General features: G+C 60.4%; 14 protein-coding genes. 11 read left to right on the top strand and 3 right to left on the bottom strand.

All coding sequences use genetic code 11. The features are described 5' to 3' along the window. A complete protein-coding gene (gene argS, locus JOE34_RS04315; RefSeq protein WP_003432149.1) occupies positions 1 to 1737 on the bottom strand; it encodes an arginine--tRNA ligase in 1737 nt (578 codons plus the stop codon). Between the two features lie 97 nt (positions 1738 to 1834). After that, positions 1835 to 4054 carry a primosomal protein N' gene (locus tag JOE34_RS04310; protein ID WP_209995128.1) on the bottom strand — a complete coding sequence of 740 codons (2220 nt, stop codon included), beginning with the start codon at positions 4052 to 4054 and terminating at the stop codon, positions 1835 to 1837. 169 nt (positions 4055 to 4223) lie between these two features. On the opposite strand from JOE34_RS04310, the gene rpmE reads away from it, so the two are divergent. The 3 genes from rpmE (at position 4224) to JOE34_RS04295 (ending at position 6713) form a co-directional block, all read left to right on the top strand. Continuing rightward, positions 4224 to 4445: a 50S ribosomal protein L31 gene (gene rpmE, locus JOE34_RS04305; RefSeq protein WP_002551648.1), complete on the top strand. Its 222-nt coding sequence runs from the start codon at positions 4224 to 4226 to the stop codon at positions 4443 to 4445. Positions 4446 to 4458: 13 nt separating this feature from the next. Continuing rightward, positions 4459 to 5262, top strand: coding sequence for a thermonuclease family protein (locus JOE34_RS04300; protein WP_209995127.1), 804 nt, complete (start codon positions 4459 to 4461; stop codon positions 5260 to 5262). Between the two features lie 182 nt (positions 5263 to 5444). Next, on the top strand, positions 5445 to 6713 hold the full coding sequence (locus tag JOE34_RS04295; protein ID WP_003316648.1) for a malic enzyme-like NAD(P)-binding protein: 1269 nt from the start codon (positions 5445 to 5447) through the stop codon (positions 6711 to 6713). Between the two features lie 1092 nt (positions 6714 to 7805). Here the strand turns inward: JOE34_RS04295 and JOE34_RS04290 are convergent. Then, positions 7806 to 10250 (bottom strand): penicillin-binding protein 1A, encoded by a 2445-nt coding sequence (locus JOE34_RS04290; protein WP_003341396.1) that lies wholly within the window; start codon positions 10248 to 10250, stop codon positions 7806 to 7808. Positions 10251 to 10456: 206 nt separating this feature from the next. Between JOE34_RS04290 and JOE34_RS04285 the strand changes: the two genes are divergently transcribed. The 8 genes from JOE34_RS04285 (at position 10457) to JOE34_RS04250 (ending at position 18768) form a co-directional block, all read left to right on the top strand. Then, entirely contained in the window at positions 10457 to 11521 is a 1065-nt protein-coding gene (locus tag JOE34_RS04285; RefSeq protein ID WP_003341394.1) for a pilus assembly protein PilM, read from the top strand. After that, entirely contained in the window at positions 11521 to 12102 is a 582-nt protein-coding gene (locus tag JOE34_RS04280) for a PilN domain-containing protein (protein ID WP_003316651.1), read from the top strand. Before JOE34_RS04285 ends, JOE34_RS04280 begins: the two co-directional genes overlap by 1 nt. Then, complete coding sequence (pilO, locus tag JOE34_RS04275) at positions 12099 to 12722, top strand: type 4a pilus biogenesis protein PilO (protein WP_003316652.1); 624 nt, start codon at positions 12099 to 12101, stop codon at positions 12720 to 12722. The genes JOE34_RS04280 and pilO overlap by 4 nt, the downstream gene beginning before the upstream one ends. After that, positions 12719 to 13246: a type 4a pilus biogenesis lipoprotein PilP gene (pilP, locus tag JOE34_RS04270; protein ID WP_003316653.1), complete on the top strand. Its 528-nt coding sequence runs from the start codon at positions 12719 to 12721 to the stop codon at positions 13244 to 13246. Before pilO ends, pilP begins: the two co-directional genes overlap by 4 nt. A gap of 47 nt (positions 13247 to 13293) precedes the next feature. Further along, positions 13294 to 15399, top strand: coding sequence for a type IV pilus secretin PilQ (gene pilQ / locus JOE34_RS04265; protein ID WP_010420368.1), 2106 nt, complete (start codon positions 13294 to 13296; stop codon positions 15397 to 15399). Positions 15400 to 15403: 4 nt separating this feature from the next. After that, positions 15404 to 15922 (top strand): shikimate kinase AroK, encoded by a 519-nt coding sequence (gene aroK, locus JOE34_RS04260; RefSeq protein WP_003341387.1) that lies wholly within the window; start codon positions 15404 to 15406, stop codon positions 15920 to 15922. Between the two features lie 115 nt (positions 15923 to 16037). Then, positions 16038 to 17141 carry a 3-dehydroquinate synthase gene (gene aroB, locus JOE34_RS04255; RefSeq protein ID WP_003422530.1) on the top strand — a complete coding sequence of 368 codons (1104 nt, stop codon included), beginning with the start codon at positions 16038 to 16040 and terminating at the stop codon, positions 17139 to 17141. A 10-nt stretch (positions 17142 to 17151) separates the two neighbouring features. Further along, positions 17152 to 18768, top strand: coding sequence for an AAA family ATPase (locus tag JOE34_RS04250; protein WP_003316656.1), 1617 nt, complete (start codon positions 17152 to 17154; stop codon positions 18766 to 18768). Positions 18769 to 19013 lie beyond the last annotated feature (245 nt).

Raw genomic sequence — 19013 nt, 5'->3', positions numbered from 1 at the left:
TTACATACGCTCCAGAGTTTCCAGACCCAACAGGTCCAGGCCTTGCTTGAGGGTGCGGCCGGTCAGTGCAGCCAGCCGCAGACGGCTCTGTTGCTGATCGGGGTTTTCCGCACCAAGGATCGGGCAGTTTTCGTAAAAGCTCGAAAACAGACCCGCAAGGTCATACAGGTAAGCACAAAGTACGTGCGGCGTGCCTTTTTCTGCGACGTTGTTCAGTGTTTCGGTGAACTGCGCCAGACGTGCGGCCAGTTCCTGTTCCTGCGGCGCGGCGAGGACAATCTGGCCCTTGCTGGCGTCAAACGCGCTGCCCAGCTTGCGGAACACGCCGGCCACACGGGTATAGGCGTACAGCAGATAGGGCGCGGTGTTGCCTTCGAAACTGAGCATCTGATCGAAGTTGAAGCTGTAATCGCTGGCGCGGTGCTTGGACAGGTCGGCGTATTTCACCGCACTGATGCCCACGGCCTTGGCGATGCTGCGCAATTCCGCTTCGGCGACTTCCGGGTTCTTTTCCTTGACCAGGGTGTAAGCACGCTCTTCGGCTTCATCGAGCAGGTCGATGAGCTTGACCGTGCCGCCATCGCGGGTCTTGAACGGGCGGCCATCGGCGCCGTTCATGGTGCCGAAGCCCATGTGTTCCAGTTGCATACCGTCATGCACGAAACCTGCGCGGCGCGCCACTTCGAACACCTGCTGGAAGTGCAGGGCCTGACGCTGGTCGACGAAATACAGCACGCGGTCGGCCTTGAGCACCTTGCTGCGATAGCGGATCGCTGCCAGGTCTGTGGTGGCATACAGATAACCGCCACCGGCCTTCTGCACGATGACCGGCAACGGCGTGTCATCGGCGGTGCGGAATTCTTCGAGGAACACGCATTGTGCGCCATTGCTCTCGACCAGCAGGCCCGTGGCTTTCAGGTCGTTGACCACATTGGCCAGGTCATCGTTATAGGCGCTTTCGCCCATCACGTCGGCCGGGGTCAGCTTGACGTTGAGGCGCTCGTAGGTTTCCTGGCAGTGCGACAGCGAGATGTCCTTGAAGCGCGTCCACAGCGCCAGGCACTCGGCATCGCCGGCCTGCAGCTTGACCACCAGACCACGAGCACGCTCGGCGAACTCTTCGGACTCGTCAAAGCGCTGCTTGGCGGCGCGGTAGAAGTTTTCCAGGTCGGACAGCTCGTCGCTGGTCGCCGGCTTTTCCTGCAGATAGGCCAGCAGCATGCCGAACTGGGTGCCCCAGTCGCCCACGTGGTTCTGACGAATGACCGTGTCGCCGAGAAACGTCAGGACGTTCGCCACGCCGTCGCCAATAATGGTCGAGCGCAAATGGCCAACGTGCATTTCCTTGGCCAGGTTCGGTGCCGACAGATCGACGACCACGCGCTGTGCAGCGCCCGCCTTGCGCACCGAGAGGTGCGCGTCGGCCAGTGCAGCGTCGAGGCGTGCGGCCAGCGCGGCAGTGTTCTGGAAGAAGTTCAGGAAGCCCGGGCCGGCAATTTCGACCTTGCTGACCTGCTCGTCGGCCGGCAGCGCGGCGATCAGCTTTTCAGCCAGATCGCGCGGTTTCATGCCGGCAGGCTTGGCGAGCATCATCGCGATATTGCTGGCGAAGTCGCCGTGCGTCTTGTCGCGGGCGTTTTCCACCTGGATCGCCGGCGTCAGCCCTTCTGGCAAGACGCCCTCGGTGACGAGACGGGTCAGGGCTTGTTGAATCAGCTGGCGAATCGTGTCTTTCATGGTGCTCTCTTCGACCGCAAGCGCGGTGGCGCTTCGATGCGCGGGTGGAAAAACTCCGCATTATCCGTTGCTCAAGCCTGCTTGCCAACGGCGTGACTTAATAAAGATCCACAGGATCCACATCCAGCGACCATCTGACCTGCCGACCGCTGGGCATTTGCTCCAGCGCGAGCAGCCAGGTGGCAAGCAATTTATGCAAGGGTGCGCGGGCGCTGGACTGCACCAGCAGTTGCGCACGATAACGCCCGGCGCGGCGTTCCATCGGTGCCGGAACCGGGCCCAGCAGCTCGATGCCGCCCAGCGCCATCTGCGCAACCAGTTGCTCCGCATCGCTGCAGGCCTGATCGAGAAAGGCCTCGGCCTGTCCCGGCTTGTGCGCTTCAGCGCGCAGCAGGGCGAGGTGTGAAAACGGTGGTAGCCCCGCCGAACGGCGCTCGCTCAAGGCCTGTTCGGCAAAGGCGAAATAACCCTGCTCGGTCAGCTGGATCAGCAGTGGGTGGTCGGCCAGGTGGGTCTGGATGATCACCTTGCCAGGCTCTTCGGCGCGCCCGGCACGACCTGCCACCTGCACGATTAATTGCGCCATGCGCTCGCTGGCGCGGAAGTCGCCGGAAAACAGCCCGCCGTCGGCGTCCAGAATCGAGACCAGCGTGACCCGGGGAAAGTGATGGCCCTTGGCTAGCATTTGCGTGCCGACCAGAATGCATGGCTGACCGCGCTGGATCGTCGTGAACAGCTGGTTCATGGCGTCCTTGCGCGACGTGCTGTCGCGGTCGACACGCAGTATGGGGTAGTCCGGAAACAGAATCGCCAGGCGCTCTTCGGCGCGCTCTGTTCCCGCGCCTACCGGGCGCAAATCCACTTTGCCGCACGATGGGCACTGACGCGGTACGCGTTCGACATACCCGCAGTGATGGCAGCGCAGCTCGCCCGAGCGCTGGTGCACGGTCATGCGTGCATCGCAGCGTTGGCAGCCGGACATCCAGCCGCAGTCGTGGCACAGCAAGGTTGGCGCAAAGCCGCGACGGTTGAGGAATACCAAGACCTGCTGGCCTGCCGCGAGCGTCTGGCCGATGGCCTGCTGCATGGGCCCGGAGATGCCGCTGTCCAGCGGTCGGCTCTTGACGTCCAGGCGCATGAAACGCGGCTGCTGTGCGCCGCCCGCGCGCTCATTCAGGCGCAGCAGACCGTAGCGGCCGGTGTAAGCGTTGTGCAGGCTTTCCAGGGACGGTGTGGCCGAGCCAAGGACAATCGGAATGTTTTCCTGACGCGCCCGCACCAAGGCCAGATCGCGGGCGTGATAGCGCAGACCTTCCTGCTGTTTATAGGAGCCGTCGTGTTCTTCGTCGATGATGATCAGGCCGGGGTTTTTCATCGGCGTGAACAGCGCTGAACGCGTGCCGATGATGATGTCGGCCTCACCATCGCGAGCCGCCAGCCAGGCATCCAGCCGTTCGCGGTCGTTGACCGCCGAGTGGACCAGCGCAATGCGCGCATTGAAGCGTTGCTCGAAGCGCGCCAGGGTCTGCGGGCCGAGGTTGATTTCCGGGATCAGCACCAGCGCCTGCTTGCCGGCCTCGAGAGTTTCGCGGATCAGCTGCAGATAGACTTCGGTCTTGCCGCTGCCGGTGACGCCGGCCAGCAGAAACGCATGAAAGCTGTCGAATCCGGCGCGGATCGCTTCGTAAGCGGCGCGTTGTTCGGTGTTGAGCGGCAATTCAGGCTGGGCCAGCCAGTGTTCATGGCGTGCGCTGGGCGCATGGCTGCGGACCTCGACGTACACCAGCTCCTTGGCCAGCAACAGGTTGAGACTGTCCTTGTTAAGCATCAGCTTGCTAAGCAGTTGATGCGCCACCCCGTGCGGGTGCTGGGCCAGGGTGGTCAGGGCTTCGCGCTGCTTGGGTGCGCGGGCGATGCGCGGATCGTCGACGCTGGCGCCCGGGGCCACATGCCAGAAGCGTTCCTGGCGACTTTCGGCCAGTTCGCCCTGACGCAACAGCACCGGCAAGGCCCAGCTCAGTGTGTCTCCGAGGCTGTGCTGGTAGTACTGCGAGGTCCACAGGCACAGCTTGAACAGCGCAGGTGGCAGCGGCGCTTCGCTGTCGAGCAGGGCGATCGCCGGCTTGAGCTTGTCGGCGGGCACTTCGCTGTGATCGACCACTTCCACCAGAATGCCGATCATTTCCCGGCGTCCGAACGGCACTCGCAGACGCATGCCCGGCTGCAAGGCGCTGCGCGACACGCCCGCTGGGGCGCGGTAGTCGAACAGGCGGCGAAGCGGCGAGGGCAGGGCAAGGCGCAGGATGGCGTCGGGCACGCGGTGTTTCCCTGTGGTGATAAGTGATGACGGAGGCGCGATCTTAGCAGACGACCGGTGTGAAGGTTCGCTTGCGTCGTTGCAATTGTCTGGTACTATCCGCAGCCTATTTCCGTGCGGTATTCAACAATAGTGTTGAGTGGCGGCGCGTTAGACCGAGGAAGTACCGATGAAAGCTGATATCCATCCAGTTTACGAAGCCATTGACGCTACCTGCAGCTGCGGCAATGTCATCAAGACCCGTTCCACCCTGGCCGCTCCTCTGAGCCTGGACGTGTGCAACGAGTGCCACCCGTTCTACACCGGCAAGCAGAAGACGCTTGACGTTGGCGGCCGTGTCGACAAGTTCAAATCCCGTTTCGGTGCGTTCGGCGCTACCAAAGCGAAGTAAGACTGGCTGCCCTATGGGCATCTCCAGGCTGCTTGAAAAGGCGCTCCTTGTGGGCGTCTTTTTTATGCCCGCGATTTGGGTGTCCGGCGCGCAGGCCTTCTGCCCTGCACCTGCCTCGTTGCCGGTCGCGCAGGTACAGCGTGTGGTCGACGGCGACACCTTGAAGCTGACCGATGGCCGCAATGTGCGGATGATCGGGCTCAATACGCCTGAAACCGGCAGGAAAGGCCGGTCGGCCGAGCCGTTTGCCGAGTCGGCGAAAAAGCGCTTGCAGACGCTGGTCAATGAAAGCGGCGGCAAGGTCAGGCTGCGTATCGGCCAGCAGGGCAAGGATCATTACGGCCGCACGCTGGCCAACGTCTATGACCGTAGAGGCGCCAACCTTGAGGCGCAGTTGCTCAGCGAAGGGCTGGGTTACCTGGTGGCCGTTGCGCCTAATGTGACTCTGGTCGATTGCCAGCAGGTCGCGGAGCGTCAGGCACGTCAGGCGCGGCTGGGTGTGTGGCGCCATTCGCCGGTGCAGTCCTCGGCCCGACTGAGCAAAAGCGGTTTCGCGATTGTGTCCGGTCAGGTCAAGCGTGTGCAGCGCAACCGCGGCGGCATCTGGATCGAGTTGCAGGGCTCGCTGGTCCTGCGTATCGCGCCTGCCCACCTGAGTGCCTTCGATACGGCGATGCTCAAGCGCTTCGAAGGACGGCAGGTCGAAGCGCGTGGCTGGGTGGTCGATCGCTCCCGGCGTGGGGGCCTGAAAAAAGGGCAGTCCCGCTGGCAGCTGTCACTGACTCATCCCGCAATGCTGGACCTTTCACGCCGTTAGAAGCGCCCTTCAAACCGGTGATCTGACGAGCGTGACCGAGTGTTCACGTTTCAGCCCTCTAAGCGTAAAGTCTAAGCCCGAGCCTATTGACAGCAGTGACTGGTCAGTCTTGTTAGGACTATGCATCTTGCGTATCCTCGGCGGTCCGTCTGTCCCACAGTAAAAAAAGCGGAATCCAATACATGTCAGATCTGAAAACTGCCGCGCTCGAATACCATGCCAATCCTCGTCCGGGGAAGCTGAGCGTCGAACTCACCAAGCCGACTGCAACCGCTCGTGACCTGGCTCTGGCCTACAGCCCTGGCGTTGCTGAACCCGTGCGTGAAATTGCCCGTGACCCCGAGCTGGCTTACAAGTACACCGGCAAAGGCAATCTGGTAGCAGTTATTTCCGATGGCACCGCGATTCTCGGCCTCGGCGATCTGGGGCCATTGGCTTCCAAGCCGGTTATGGAAGGTAAAGGGGTTCTGTTCAAGCGCTTCGCCGGTATCGACGTTTTCGATATCGAAGTCGATTCCGAAAGCCCGCAGGCGTTCATCGACACCGTCAAGCGTATTTCCATCACCTTCGGTGGCATCAACCTGGAAGACATCAAGGCGCCTGAGTGCTTTGAAATCGAGAAGGCGCTGATCGAACAGTGCGACATCCCGGTTTTCCACGATGACCAGCACGGCACGGCTATCGTGACGGCGGCCGGCATGATCAACGCACTGGAAATCGTCGGCAAGACCCTCGATTCAGCGAAGATCGTCTGCCTGGGCGCTGGCGCTGCGGCCATCTCCTGCATGAAGCTGCTGGTGAGCATGGGTGCGAAGATCGAAAACATCTTCATGGTCGACCGTACCGGCGTTGTCCACTCCGGCCGTACCGACCTGAACCAGTACAAGGCTGCATTCGCTCACGCGACCGAGAAGCGCTCGCTGACTGACGCGCTGGATGGCGCTGACGTATTTGTAGGCCTGTCCGGTCCTAACCTGCTGAGCGCTGAAAACCTCAAGCTGATGGCCAAGGATCCGATCGTGTTCGCCTGCTCGAACCCTGATCCGGAAATCTCCCCGGAACTGGCTCACGCCACCCGCAGCGATGTGATCATGGCCACTGGTCGTTCGGACTACCCGAACCAGGTCAACAACGTGCTCGGCTTCCCGTTCATTTTCCGTGGTGCTCTGGACGTTCGCGCCAAGCGCATCAACGAAGAAATGAAAATCGCCGCGGCCAACGCCCTGCGCGAACTGGCCAAGCTGCCTGTGCCTCAGGAAGTCAGCGACGCCTATGGCGGTATCAAACTGGAATTCGGTCGTGAGTACATCATTCCGAAGCCAATGGATACCCGCCTGCTGGGCCTGATCTCCGATGCAGTGGCCAAGGCCGCCATCGAGACCGGCGTTGCCACCCTGCCGTATCCGAAGCACTACCCGCTGACCAGCGTGGATGACGTGTTCAAGGGTTGATCCCTGACCCAATAAAAAACCCCTGCAGCGATGCAGGGGTTTTTTTATGCCTTGGATACCCTGCACTTGTGGGGCATTTTCAGGGATTGAACTGGCCTCTTCGCGAGCAAGCTCGCTCCCACAAAGCCCCGGATCATCCCCGAGTCCGTGGGAGTGAGCTTGCTCGCGAAGAGGCCTGTGCAGCCGCTGAAAATCTATTGACCCACTAATACGCCTTCGCGAGCAAGCTCGCTCCCACATAGCCCCGGATCATCCTGAAAGTCCCCGAATCCGTAGGAGTGAGCTTCCTCACGAAGAGGCCTGTGCAGCCGCGAAAATCTATTGACCCACTAATGCGCCTTCGCGAGCAAGCTCGCTCCCACATAGCCCCGGATCATCCTGAAAGTCCCCGAGTCCGTGGGAGTGAGCTTGCTCGCGAAGAGGCCTGTGCAGCCGCTGAAAATCTATTGACCCACTAATACGCCTTCGCGAGCAAGCTCGCTCCCACATAGCCCCGGATCATCCTGAAAGTCCCCGAATCCGTAGGAGTGAGCTTCCTCACGAAGAGGCCTGTGCAGCCGCGAAAATCTATTGACCCACTAATGCGCCTTCGCGAGCAAGCTCGCTCCCACATAGCCCCGGATCATCCTGAAAGTCCCCGAGTCCGTGGGAGTGAGCTTGCTCACGAAGAGGCCTGTGCAGCCGCTGAAGATCTACTGACCCACTAATACGCCTTCGCGAGCAAGCTCGCTCCCACAAAGCCCCGGATTATCCTGAAAGTCCCCGAATCCGTGGGAGTGAGCTTGCTCACGAAGAGGCCTATGCAGCCGCTGAAAATCTATTGACCCACTAATACGCCTTCGCGAGCAAGCTCGCTCCCACATAGCCCCGGATCATCCTGAAAGTCCCCGAGTCCGTGGGAGTGAGCTTGCTCACGAAGAGGCCTGTGCAGCCGCTGAAAATCTATTGACCCACTAATACGCTTTCGCGAGCAAGCTCGCTCCCACAAAGCTTCGGATAGTCCTGAAAGTCTCCGACTCCGTGGGAGTGAGCTTGCTCACGAAGAGGCCTGTGCAGCCGCTGAAAATCTACTGATCCATTAAGTCTGTGCTATCAGAACAAATCGATCGGCGCGGACTCATCTGCCGGCAACGGGCTGCCCGGTGCGCTGCTGCCGCCCAGTTCGTTGACGCTTGGCGGTGTGTCTTCGCTTTTGAACAACTCGAAGAATGCGTTCGGCGTGCTTGGCGTGGCGGCGCGGCCACTCAATGGGTCGACGCGCAGGCTGAGAATGCCTGGCGGTTCGGCCTGCTGATGCGGTGGCTTGTCCTTGAGCGCGGCGCTCATGTAGTCCATCCAGATCGGCAGCGAGACCGTCCCCCCGAATTCGTGACGGCCAAGGCTTTCAGGCTGATCGAAACCACTCCACACCGTCGTCACGTAATCCGCGTTGTAGCCCGAGAACCACGCATCCTTGGAATCGTTGGTGGTACCGGTCTTGCCCGCGATGTCCGGTCTGTTCATGGACAGCGCGCGGCGCCCGGTGCCGCGCTTGATCACGTCCTGCAGCATGCTGTTCAAAATGTACGTGGTGCGGCCATCGACAATGCGCTCGGCAACGGCAGGCGCTTGCGGCTGGGCGGGTGCGCCCGGTGGACCCGCAACGACGCTCGGGCTGTCATGCACGGCAAACGTCGACGTATTGGGCGCTGTGTTCACATCGTTGACCGGAACGCTTGGCGGGTTGGCGACAAACAGGGTCTGACCGTCACGGTTCTCGATGGTCTGGATCAGATAAGGGCTGACCTTGTAACCACCGTTGGCGAAGGTCGCCCAGCCGGTGGCGATTTCCATCGGGGTCAACGTCGCCGTACCCAGTGCCAGCGACAGGTTGCGCGGCAAGTCCTGCTTGGAGAAGCCGAAGCGGGTGATGTAGTCGATGGTGCTGTCGATGCCGAGGGCCTGGAGCAGGCGGATCGATACCAGGTTGCGAGACTTGTACAGCGCCTCGCGCAGGCGGATCGGCCCGAGGAAGGTGTTGGTGTCATTTTTCGGACGCCATACCTTATCCAGATATTCGTCGACGAACACGATAGGCGCGTCGTTCACCAAGCTGGAAGCGGTGTAACCGTTATCGAGTGCGGCACTATAGATGAACGGCTTGAAGCTCGAGCCCGGTTGGCGTTTGGCCTGCATGGCGCGGTTGTAGTTGCTCTGCTCGAACGCGAAGCCGCCGACCAGCGAGCGAATGGCACCGTTCTGCGGATCAAGCGATACCAGCGCGCTTTGCGCGACGGGAATTTGACTAAATTTCAGCGAGCCATCGTCCTGCCGCAGCAGACGGACGAGGTCGCCAACCTTTGCAACATCACCCGGCTGCTTCGGATTGGCGCCCAGGCTGTTGGTATTCAGGTAAGGCCGTGCCCACTTCATAGTGGCCCAGTCGACGGTTTCTTCCTTCTCGCCGTTGTGGGTCAGAACACGCAGACCGGTCTTGTCGACCTGCGTCACGATGCCGGGCTCAAGGCCGTTGATCGTGCGCTGTTTGGTCAGTTCCTGTACCCAGTTGACTCGGGTCATGCCCGGGAAGCGGCTTTCCGGACCACGGTAACCGTGGCGCTGGTCGTAATCGATCAAGCCCTGCTGGATGGACTTGTTGGCGTGTTCCTGAAGGTCACTAGGTACCGTCGTGGTGACGCGGAAGCCTTCTGTATAGGCCTCGCTGCCATAACGGCCGACCATTTCTGCCCGCGCCATCTCAGCGATGTACGGCGCATTCACTTCCGGCGTCGGCACGTGATAGCTGGCGTTGAGCGGCTCACTCAAAGCGGCCTGGTAAGCGGTCTGGTCGATCTTGCCCAAGCGATACATGCGGCCGAGGATCCAGTCGCGACGTTCCTTGGCGCGGGTCGGGTTGGCCAACGGGTTGAAACGTGACGGGGCCTTGGGCAGACCGGCAATCATGGCCATTTGCGCAAGGCTTACATCGCGAATCGATTTGCCATAGTAGACTTGCGCCGCCGCCTCGATCCCGTAGGCGCGGTTACCCAGATAAATCTTGTTGACGTACAGCTCGAGAATCTCGTCCTTGGTAAGTTGGCGCTCGATTTGCAAGGCCAACAGAATCTCGGTGGTTTTGCGCGAAAAGCTGCGCTCGCTGGTCAGGAAGAAGTTTTTCGCGACCTGCATGGTGATGGTACTGCCGCCTGACTGAATATGGCCGCTCTTGACCAACTGAGTGGCGGCGCGCATCAGGCTGCCCGGGTCGACGCCATAGTGGTTGGCGAAGTTGTCGTCTTCGGCCGACAGCAGTGCGTTGATGAAATTGGGCGGGATTTCCGCGAAGCGAATCGGCGTGCGGCGCATTTCACCGAACTCGGCAATCAGCTTGCCGTCGCTGGTGAACACGCGCAGGGGGATTTGCAGTTGAATGCTTCGCAGCGCATCAACGGATGGCAGGGTCGGGCTCAGGTAAAGAAACGCGCCGCTCAGGCCAAGCAACAGCGAGCAGAATACCGCGACGAGGGACCACCAGAAAAACTTCAGCAGGCGTATCAAGGCTTTTGGATTTCCAGAAAAAATAATGGGTTAAGCGCAGGCATTTACAAATGAACATGCCTTGAAGCTTTGTTAAATGAAAAAAACGCTGGGCATTATAAGCATTTTTCGTCCCCAAGCGTGATTTGCGCTACTGTCAAGGCTGTCGACAGTGACGTTGGCCCGAAATAACTCCGTAAGTGACGGAAACTCATAGGAATCAGGTTGTGTTCGAACTCTTCAGTAAGAAGGCCAACACCCTTCTAGGGATCGATATTAGCTCCACCTCGGTAAAACTCCTGGAATTGAGTCGTTCCGGCACCCGTTACAAGGTCGAGTCTTACGCAGTAGAGCCATTGCCGGCCAACGCGGTCGTCGAAAAGAACATTGCCGAACTCGAAGGGGTCGGGCAGGCGTTGTCACGCGTGCTCGTCAAGGCCAAGACCAGCGTCAAGATCGTGGCGGTTGCCGTGGCCGGTTCGGCGGTGATCACCAAGACCATCGAGATGGACGCCGGGCTTTCCGACGATGACATGGAAAACCAGCTCAAGCTTGAAGCTGACCAGTACATCCCCTATCCGCTGGAAGAAGTCGCCATCGATTTCGAAGTGCAGGGCTATTCGGTGCGCAACCCCGAACGCGTCGAGGTGTTACTGGCTGCCTGCCGCAAGGAAAACGTCGAAGTACGCGAGGCCGCGCTGGCACTGGCCGGGCTGACCGCACGCGTCGTCGATGTCGAGGCCTACGCCCTTGAGCGTTCGTTCGGTTTGCTGGCGGCGCAACTGGGCAATGGCCACGACGAGCTGACGGTGGCCGTGGTCGATATCGGCGCCACCATGACCACCCTGAGCGTGCTGCATCATGGCCGGATCATCTATACCCGTGAGCAGCTGTTTGGTGGGCGCCAGTTGACTGACGAAATCCAGCGCCGCTACGGGCTCTCCATGGAGGAAGCCGGGCTTGCCAAGAAGCAGGGCGGCTTGCCCGACGATTACGTCAGTGAGGTGCTCGAGCCCTTCAAGGAAGCGCTGGTGCAGCAGGTTTCCCGATCCCTGCAGTTCTTCTTCGCGGCCGGTCAATACAACTCAGTGGATCACATCATGCTGGCAGGCGGCACGGCCTCGATTTCAGGGCTTGAGCATCTGATCCAGCGGCGCATCGGCACGCCGACCATGGTCGCCAACCCGTTTGCCGATATGGCACTGAGCTCCAAGGTCAATGCCGGCGCCCTGGCCAGTGATGCGCCGGCGCTGATGATCGCGTGCGGCCTGGCGTTGAGGAGCTTCGACTGATGGCGCGGATCAACTTATTACCGTGGCGCGAAGAGCTTCGCGAAGAACGAAAGAAACGCTTCCTGACCGCACTGGTCGGCGTGCTGGTGGTGTCAGTCGGCATTTTGTTTCTGATCGATCGTTACGTCAGCAATGGCATCGAGCATCAGATGGCGCGCAATGCCTTTCTGCAGACGCAGATTGCTCAGCTCGATATCCGTATCAAGGAGATCAGTGATCTCAAGGCCCGTCGCAAACAGTTGCTCGAGCGCATGAAGATCATTCAGGACCTGCAAGGCAACCGCCCGATCACCGGACGCGTCTTCGATCAACTGGCGCGGACCCTGCCGGACGGCGTTTATTACTCGCAGGTCAAAATGACCGACAAGCTGATTGCCATCAGTGGCGCTGCCGAGTCGAACAACCGGGTTTCCGACCTGATGCGTAACCTTGAAGCCTCTGACTGGCTGGAAGCGCCGAGCCTCACTGAGGTCAAGGCCACTACGGCCGGTGCTGTGGATCAAGCCAACGTCTTTCAGCTGACCGTACGTCAGACTCAGCCCCCGGTTGCTGCTGTCCCTGCCGCAGGAGCCAAGCCATGAATATGTCCGAATGGCTGGAAGGGCTGCGCAAGGTCGATCTGAGCGAACTGGACCTGAACAACCTGGGCTCATGGCCAGCAGCGGTCAAGGCCATTGCCGGGCTGCTGGTTGCGGTCACGATTTTCGCACTGGGCTATTTCTTCTTTATCCAGGACTTGGAAACCCAGCTGGAAAGTGCCCAGAGCAGCGAGGTGACGCTCAAGGAGCAGTTCTCCAACAAGGCCTTCCAGGCGGCCAACCTCGAGCCGTACAAGAAGCAGATGGAAGAAATGGAAAACACCTTCGGCGCGCTGCTGCGGCAATTGCCCAGCGACACCGAAGTGCCCGGCCTGCTTGAGGACATCACGCGCACCGGGTTGGGAAGCGGGCTCGAGTTCGAGGAAATCAAGCTGCTGCCCGAGGCGGTCCAGCAGTTCTACATCGAGCTGCCGATACAGATCACCGTGGTCGGGGGTTATCACGACCTGGCGACCTTCGTCAGCGGCGTAGCCAGCCTGCCGCGCATCGTCACGCTGCATGATTTCGAGATCAAGCCGGTCGATCCCAAAGTGCCAACCAAATTGCGCATGAGCATTCTGGCCAAGACCTACCGTTACAACGATGAAGGGCTGAAGAAATGAGGGCGGCGCGATTGCTGTGCGTCAGTGTGGTTCTGGCAGGGCTCGCCGGTTGCGGTAATGACAATGATTTTGCCGATCTGTCTGAATTCATGGATCAGGCCAGAGCCCGCCCGAGTGGCAACGTCGAGCCGCTCCCCAAGTTTCGGCCGTATGAGGCGTTCACCTATAACGCCTCCACGCTGCGCAGTCCGTTTCAACCGCCGGTCAAGATCGACCTGCTCAACCGGCAGAAGGGGTCACGCCTGGTGGCGCCGGACGAACACCGGGTCAGGCAGTTCCTTGAAGGCTTCAATATCGAGTCGTTCGAGATGGTCGGCACGATTGGCAACGAGTCAGGGACCTTTGCCCTGCTGCGCGGTGCCGGAGGTGTTCATCGCGTCAAGGTGGGCGACTACCTGGGGCGTAACAACGGCCGGGTAGTGTCGATCGGCGACGCGCAGGTTGATGTTATCGAAATTGTTCCTGATGGAGAGGGGGCGTGGCTGGAAAGGCCGCGCACGATCGCCCTCAAAGAACGCTCATGAAGTGGGCAAGGCCAAGTATGCACAGTAGCGCTCAACGGAAATTGATCATGACCCGGATTCTCTCGATTATCGGCGTGTCGTTATGCATCGCGATGCTGTCGCCGGTTCTCCAGGCTGCCAACCTCAAGACCCTGGATGTCGCCGCCCTGCCGGGTGACCGCATCGAGCTGAAGCTGGCATTCGATGCCCCGGTGCCTGCACCGCGCGGTTACACCACGTCGCAACCGGCGCGCATTGCGCTGGATCTGCCGGGTGTTACCAGCCAGCTGGCGACCAAAAGTCGTGATCTGGGCAGCGGCAATGCGCGCAGTGTGGTTGTGGTTCAGGCTCAGGACCGCACTCGGGTGATCATCAACCTGACCACGCTTTCGCCTTACAGCTCCCGCGTCGATGGCAACAACCTGTTCGTGGTCATCGGCCAGGGTGCCGGCGCCGCGCAAGCCTCCCAGCCGACCACTGCGATGGGCGCGCAACGGGTCGCGGTGCCGCCGCCCACGCCGGCATCCGCCAGGCCGTTCATCCCCGCTGGCATCAAGGCCATCAGGAACGTCGATTTCCAGCGTGGCGAGCTGGGTGAAGGCAATGTGGTCATCGACCTGAGCAACCCCAGCATTGCCCCGGATATTCAGGAGCAGGGCGGCAAGATCCGCGTGGACTTTGCCAAGACCCAACTGCCCGAACCGCTGCGCGTCCGCCTGGACGTCAAGGACTTCGCCACGCCGGTGCAGTTCGTCAGTGCTTCGGCGTCGGGTGACAAGGCCAGCATTCTGATCGAGCCGTCGGGCGCCTTCGACTACTCGGCGTTTCAGACCGAAAACAAGTTGACGATCAGCGTGCGTCCATTGACCAACGAGGACGTCGACCGCCGCGCCGCTGACAAACCGGCGTACACCGGTGAAAAGCTGTCGCTGAACTTCCAGGACATCGACGTGCGTTCGGTGCTGCAGCTGATTGCCGACTTCACCAACCTCAATCTGGTGGCCAGCGATACGGTCCAGGGTGGTATCACCCTGCGTCTGCAGAATGTGCCGTGGGATCAGGCGCTGGACCTGGTGCTGAAAACCAAGGGCCTGGACAAACGCAAGGTCGGCAACGTGCTGCTGGTTGCACCAGCCGATGAAATTGCCGCCCGCGAGCGTCAGGAGCTGGAGTCGCTCAAGCAGATCGCCGAGCTGGCGCCCCTGCGCCGTGAGCTGTTGCAGGTCAATTACGCCAAGGCTGCCGACATCGCCAAGCTGTTCCAGTCCGTGACCAGTGCCGAGTCCAAGGCCGATGAGCGCGGCTCGATCACGGTGGACGATCGGACCAACAACATCATTGCCTACCAGACCCAGGAACGACTCGACGAACTGCGTCGTATCGTTTCGCAACTGGACATCCCGGTACGCCAGGTGATGATCGAGGCGCGCATCGTCGAGGCCAACGTCGATTACAACAAGCAGCTCGGGGTTCGCTGGGGCGGCTCTACGAACACCAGCGGTAACAGAAAATGGACAACCTACGGGCTTGATAATAATGGCGACGAGGCCGGTAACACCAGCGGCAACCTGACCCCCAACGTGCCGTTCGTGGACTTGGGCGCAGCCGGCGCCACCTCGGGTATCGGCCTTGGTTTCGTGACCAACAACACGTTGCTGGACCTTGAACTGAGTGCCATGGAGAAAACCGGCAACGGTGAAATCGTCTCCCAGCCCAAGGTGGTCACTTCCGACAAGGAAACCGCCAAGATCCTCAAGGGTACGGAGATCCCGTATCAGGAATCCAGCTCCAGCGGTGCGACCACCGTGAGCTTCAAGGAGGCTTCCCTGTCGCTTGAAGTGACGCCGCAGATCACGCCGGACAATCGCATCATCATGGAAGTGAAGGTCACCAAGGACGAGCCGGACTACCTGAATGCGGTACTGGGTGTGCCGCCGATCAAGAAGAACGAGGTCAACGCCAAGGTGCTGATTTCCGACGGCGAGACCATCGTCATCGGTGGTGTGTTCTCGAATACGCAAAGTAAAGTTGTCGATAAAGTGCCATTTCTTGGCGATGTACCGTATCTTGGCCGGCTTTTCAGGCGCGATGTGGTATCTGAGTCCAAATCCGAGCTGTTGGTATTTCTGACTCCGCGTATCATGAACAACCAGGCGATTTCTGTGAGTCGTTGATTTTGTGCGAAATTTAATACTTGTGGGGCCGATGGGTGCTGGCAAGAGCACCATCGGCCGCTTGCTTGCCAAAGAATTGCGACTGCCGTTCAAGGATTCCGACAAGGAAATCGAGCTGCGTACGGGCGCCAACATTCCCTGGATCTTCGACAAGGAAGGCGAACCGGGTTTTCGTGATCGCGAGCAGGCCATGATTGCCGAACTGTGCGACGCCGATGGCGTGGTTCTGGCGACCGGCGGTGGCGCGGTCATGCGCAGCGAAAATCGCCAGGCACTGCGGGCCGGCGGGCGCGTGGTTTACTTGCACGCCTCGATCGAGCAGCAGGTGGGGCGCACCGCGCGTGATCGCAATCGTCCTTTGCTGCGTACCGCTGATCCTGCCCGTGTGCTGAGCGAACTGCTGGCCATCCGCGACCCGCTTTATCGGGAAATCGCCGATATCGTGATTGAAACCGATGAGCGGCCACCCCGAATGGTGGTTCTCGAGATACTGGCGCGACTGGCAGAGCTTCCTCCCCGTTAAAGCGCAGGCGAAAATGCGCTATTCTCGTCGCCCAGCAAAACAGCGTCGGTTCGTGGCCTTGCGTCATGACCTGCTGAAGCACAAACCGTCCAATCGGTAATCAATGTGGGGACACATGCAGACACTTAAGGTCGAGCTTGGTGAGCGTAGCTACCCGATCCATATTGGCGAAGGCCTGCTGGATCAGCCCGAGCTCCTGGCCCCGCATATCGTCGGGCGTCAGGTGGCTATCGTCTCCAATACGACAGTGGCACCGCTGTACCTGGAGCGCCTGACGCAAACCCTGGCCGGTTACAACGTTCTGCCGATTGTTCTGCCCGATGGCGAGGCATTCAAGAACTGGGAAACCCTGCAGACCATTTTCGATGGCTTGCTGACCGCCCGTCATGATCGTCGCACCACGGTCATTGCCCTGGGTGGCGGGGTGATCGGCGACATGGCCGGGTTCGCTGCCGCCTGTTACCAGCGCGGTGTGAACTTCATCCAGATCCCGACCACACTGCTGTCTCAGGTGGATTCGTCGGTTGGCGGCAAGACCGGCATCAACCATCCGCTGGGCAAGAACATGGTGGGTGCCTTCTATCAGCCGAGTGTGGTGCTGATCGATACCACCTCGCTCAATACCCTGCCCGAGCGTGAGCTGTCCGCCGGGCTGGCTGAAGTCATCAAATATGGCCTGATCTGCGACGAGCCCTTCCTGACCTGGCTCGAAGAACACGTCGATGCGCTGCGCGGGCTGGACCAGGCGGCGCTGACCGTAGCCATCGAACGTTCCTGCGCCGCCAAGGCGCTGGTGGTCGGCGCCGATGAGCGCGAGTCCGGTGTTCGTGCGACATTGAACCTGGGTCACACATTCGGGCACGCCATCGAGACACATATGGGCTATGGTGTCTGGCTGCATGGCGAGGCGGTTGCCGCCGGGACGGTCATGGCGCTGGAAATGTCCTCGCGCCTGGGCTGGATCAGCACACAGGAACGGGATCGCGGCATTCGCCTGTTTCAGCGTGCCGGGCTGCCGGTCGTGCCTCCGCAGGACATGACGGAAGATAATTTCCTCGAACACATGGCGATCGACAAGAAAGTCATCGACGGTCGCCTGCGTCTGGTGCTGTTGCGCCGGATGGGTGAAGCGGTTATCACAGACGAATATCCAAAAGAAGTATTACAGGCCACCCTGGTTGCGGATTATCGCGCCTTGGTGGATCAGCTCAGAGGTTAACGGAAACCCCATGACTAGTTTGCATGCCGACGAGGCCTTCCTCGGCCATTATCAGTTGAGTCATGACCCCTTTGCGGCGCGGGTACCTGGCTTCAAATTCTTTCCTGCCCAACGCAAGCCTGTGCTGGGTCAGCTTCATCATCTGGCGCGCTACAGTCAGTTGCTGCTGGCGGTAACCGGGCCTCAGGGCAGCGGCAAGACCCTGCTGCGCCAGGCACTGGTGGCAAGCACCAACAAGCAGTCTGTGCAAAGTGTCGTGATTTCTGCGCGCGGTGCCGGCGATGCCGCGGGCGTGCTGCAGCAGGTCGCGCAGGCGCTGAGCGTCGCACAGGCTGAAATGCAGTCGATCCTGTCGCAGGTCGTGCAACTCGGGCTGACCGGCCAGGAAGTCTACTTGCTGGTTGACGATGCGGAACAACTTGGCGATTCGGCGCTCGAAGCGTTGCTGGGTCTTGCTGCGGGAACGCCTGAAGGGCGTCCGCATGTATTCCTGTTCGGAGAGCCATCGCTGCTCGATCGTCTCGATCAGATGTGTGCCGACCTGCAGGGCGATGTTGAAGGCGAACGCTTTCACGTCATCGAGCTGCAACCCTATACGGAAGAGGAAACCCGGGAGTATCTGGCTCAGCGTCTGGAGGGTGCAGGGCAGGGAATCGCGTTGTTCACCGCCGACCAGATCACCGATATTCATGAACAGTCCGATGGCTGGCCTGGCGCAATCAACCAGGTAGCCCGCGATTCAATGATCGAGGCGATGATCGCGAGTCGTTCCGCGGTCAAGCGTCCAAGTGTGGGGTTCAAAATGCCGAAAAAACACGTATTGGCCTTGGGTGCCGTTGTCATAGTGGCCGTGGCAGCAGCCGTGCTGATCCCGGGTCGCGGCGACAAGACGGGTACACCCGCCAATGCCCCGGCTTCCGCTCAGGCGCAACTGCCGCTGGGTGAAGGCAAGCCAACTGCTCAACAATCCAACAACGGCAGCCCGGCCATCGAATTCGCTGGCAATTCCCAGCCGATGCCGTTGCCGATGAATGGCAACCAGCCGGTGATGCGCGGTCCTCTGGCCGAAGCCGCCGGTTCCAGTGATTCCGACGAAGACGCCGTGCCGACAGGTTCGCCTGCCCAGCCGCCGACCGTGACCACTACTGCGCCGCCAGCCGGTGTTCCGGCAGGTCAGGCCGCAGCGCAGACGCCTCGTTCGTCCATCCCTGCACCGACCCCGGCGCCAGCTGCCAAGCCGGCACCTGCGCAAACTCAGGTCGCCACAGCCAAGCCAGCCCCGGCTCCTGCTGCCAAACCGGCTGAAAAACCGGCAGCGGCCGCGGCCAAACCGGCTGCCGGCGGTAGCTGGTACAGCAGCCAGGCACCAGGCCACTATGTGGTGCAGATTCTCGGCACCAGCTCCGAAGCGACGGCGCAGGCCTACGTTGCAGAGCAGGGTGGTGAGTATCGTTATTTCAAGAAAACTCTGCAGGGCAAGCCGCTGTACGTTGTGACGTATGGCAACTTTCCTGACCGCGCTGCCGCCCTGGCAGCCATCAAGGTATTGCCAGCCAAGGTTCAGGCTGGTAAACCTTGGCCTCGTACTGTCGCCAGCGTCCAACAAGAGCTCGGCGCCACTCGTTAAAGTCGCAGCGGCCCTACCCGGGCCGCCGCCGACCTACCTGACTTAACCCGCCTGCGCGCGCGGCCTATCGGCCCGTGCCTTGCGGCGTCTGCGTTACAAGCGCCCTACAGTCTCCCGTCGCGTCAGTCAGATTCACGAAGAAATACTTTGACTAGCACAGCGACCCGTTTTAAAACTTTCATAATTGCGACATTGATTATCAGCCAATCGTCGTTAAATTTGTTAGCCCTTGTGTCGCTGTGTAC

Origin of the sequence: Pseudomonas sp. PvP028 (assembly GCF_017832255.1) — a bacterium.
GTDB classification, from domain to species: domain Bacteria; phylum Pseudomonadota; class Gammaproteobacteria; order Pseudomonadales; family Pseudomonadaceae; genus Aquipseudomonas; species Aquipseudomonas syringae.
The sequence above is the reverse complement of the archived record's forward strand: the minus strand, read 5'-3'. Positions and strand labels throughout refer to the sequence as shown.

What these genes read in the sequence shown, in the direction of transcription:
- pilP (WP_003316653.1), top strand. Translation starts at nt 12,719, where the DNA reads ATGAGGGCGGCGCGATTGCTGTGCGTCAGTGTGGTTCTGGCAGGGCTC.
- pilQ (WP_010420368.1), top strand. Translation starts at nt 13,294, where the DNA reads ATGACCCGGATTCTCTCGATTATCGGCGTGTCGTTATGCATCGCGATG.
- JOE34_RS04295 (WP_003316648.1), top strand. Translation starts at nt 5,445, where the DNA reads ATGTCAGATCTGAAAACTGCCGCGCTCGAATACCATGCCAATCCTCGT.
- aroB (WP_003422530.1), top strand. Translation starts at nt 16,038, where the DNA reads ATGCAGACACTTAAGGTCGAGCTTGGTGAGCGTAGCTACCCGATCCAT.
- JOE34_RS04250 (WP_003316656.1), top strand. Translation starts at nt 17,152, where the DNA reads ATGACTAGTTTGCATGCCGACGAGGCCTTCCTCGGCCATTATCAGTTG.
- pilO (WP_003316652.1), top strand. Translation starts at nt 12,099, where the DNA reads ATGAATATGTCCGAATGGCTGGAAGGGCTGCGCAAGGTCGATCTGAGC.
- JOE34_RS04280 (WP_003316651.1), top strand. Translation starts at nt 11,521, where the DNA reads ATGGCGCGGATCAACTTATTACCGTGGCGCGAAGAGCTTCGCGAAGAA.
- rpmE (WP_002551648.1), top strand. Translation starts at nt 4,224, where the DNA reads ATGAAAGCTGATATCCATCCAGTTTACGAAGCCATTGACGCTACCTGC.
- JOE34_RS04300 (WP_209995127.1), top strand. Translation starts at nt 4,459, where the DNA reads ATGGGCATCTCCAGGCTGCTTGAAAAGGCGCTCCTTGTGGGCGTCTTT.
- argS (WP_003432149.1), bottom strand. Translation starts at nt 1,737, where the DNA reads ATGAAAGACACGATTCGCCAGCTGATTCAACAAGCCCTGACCCGTCTC.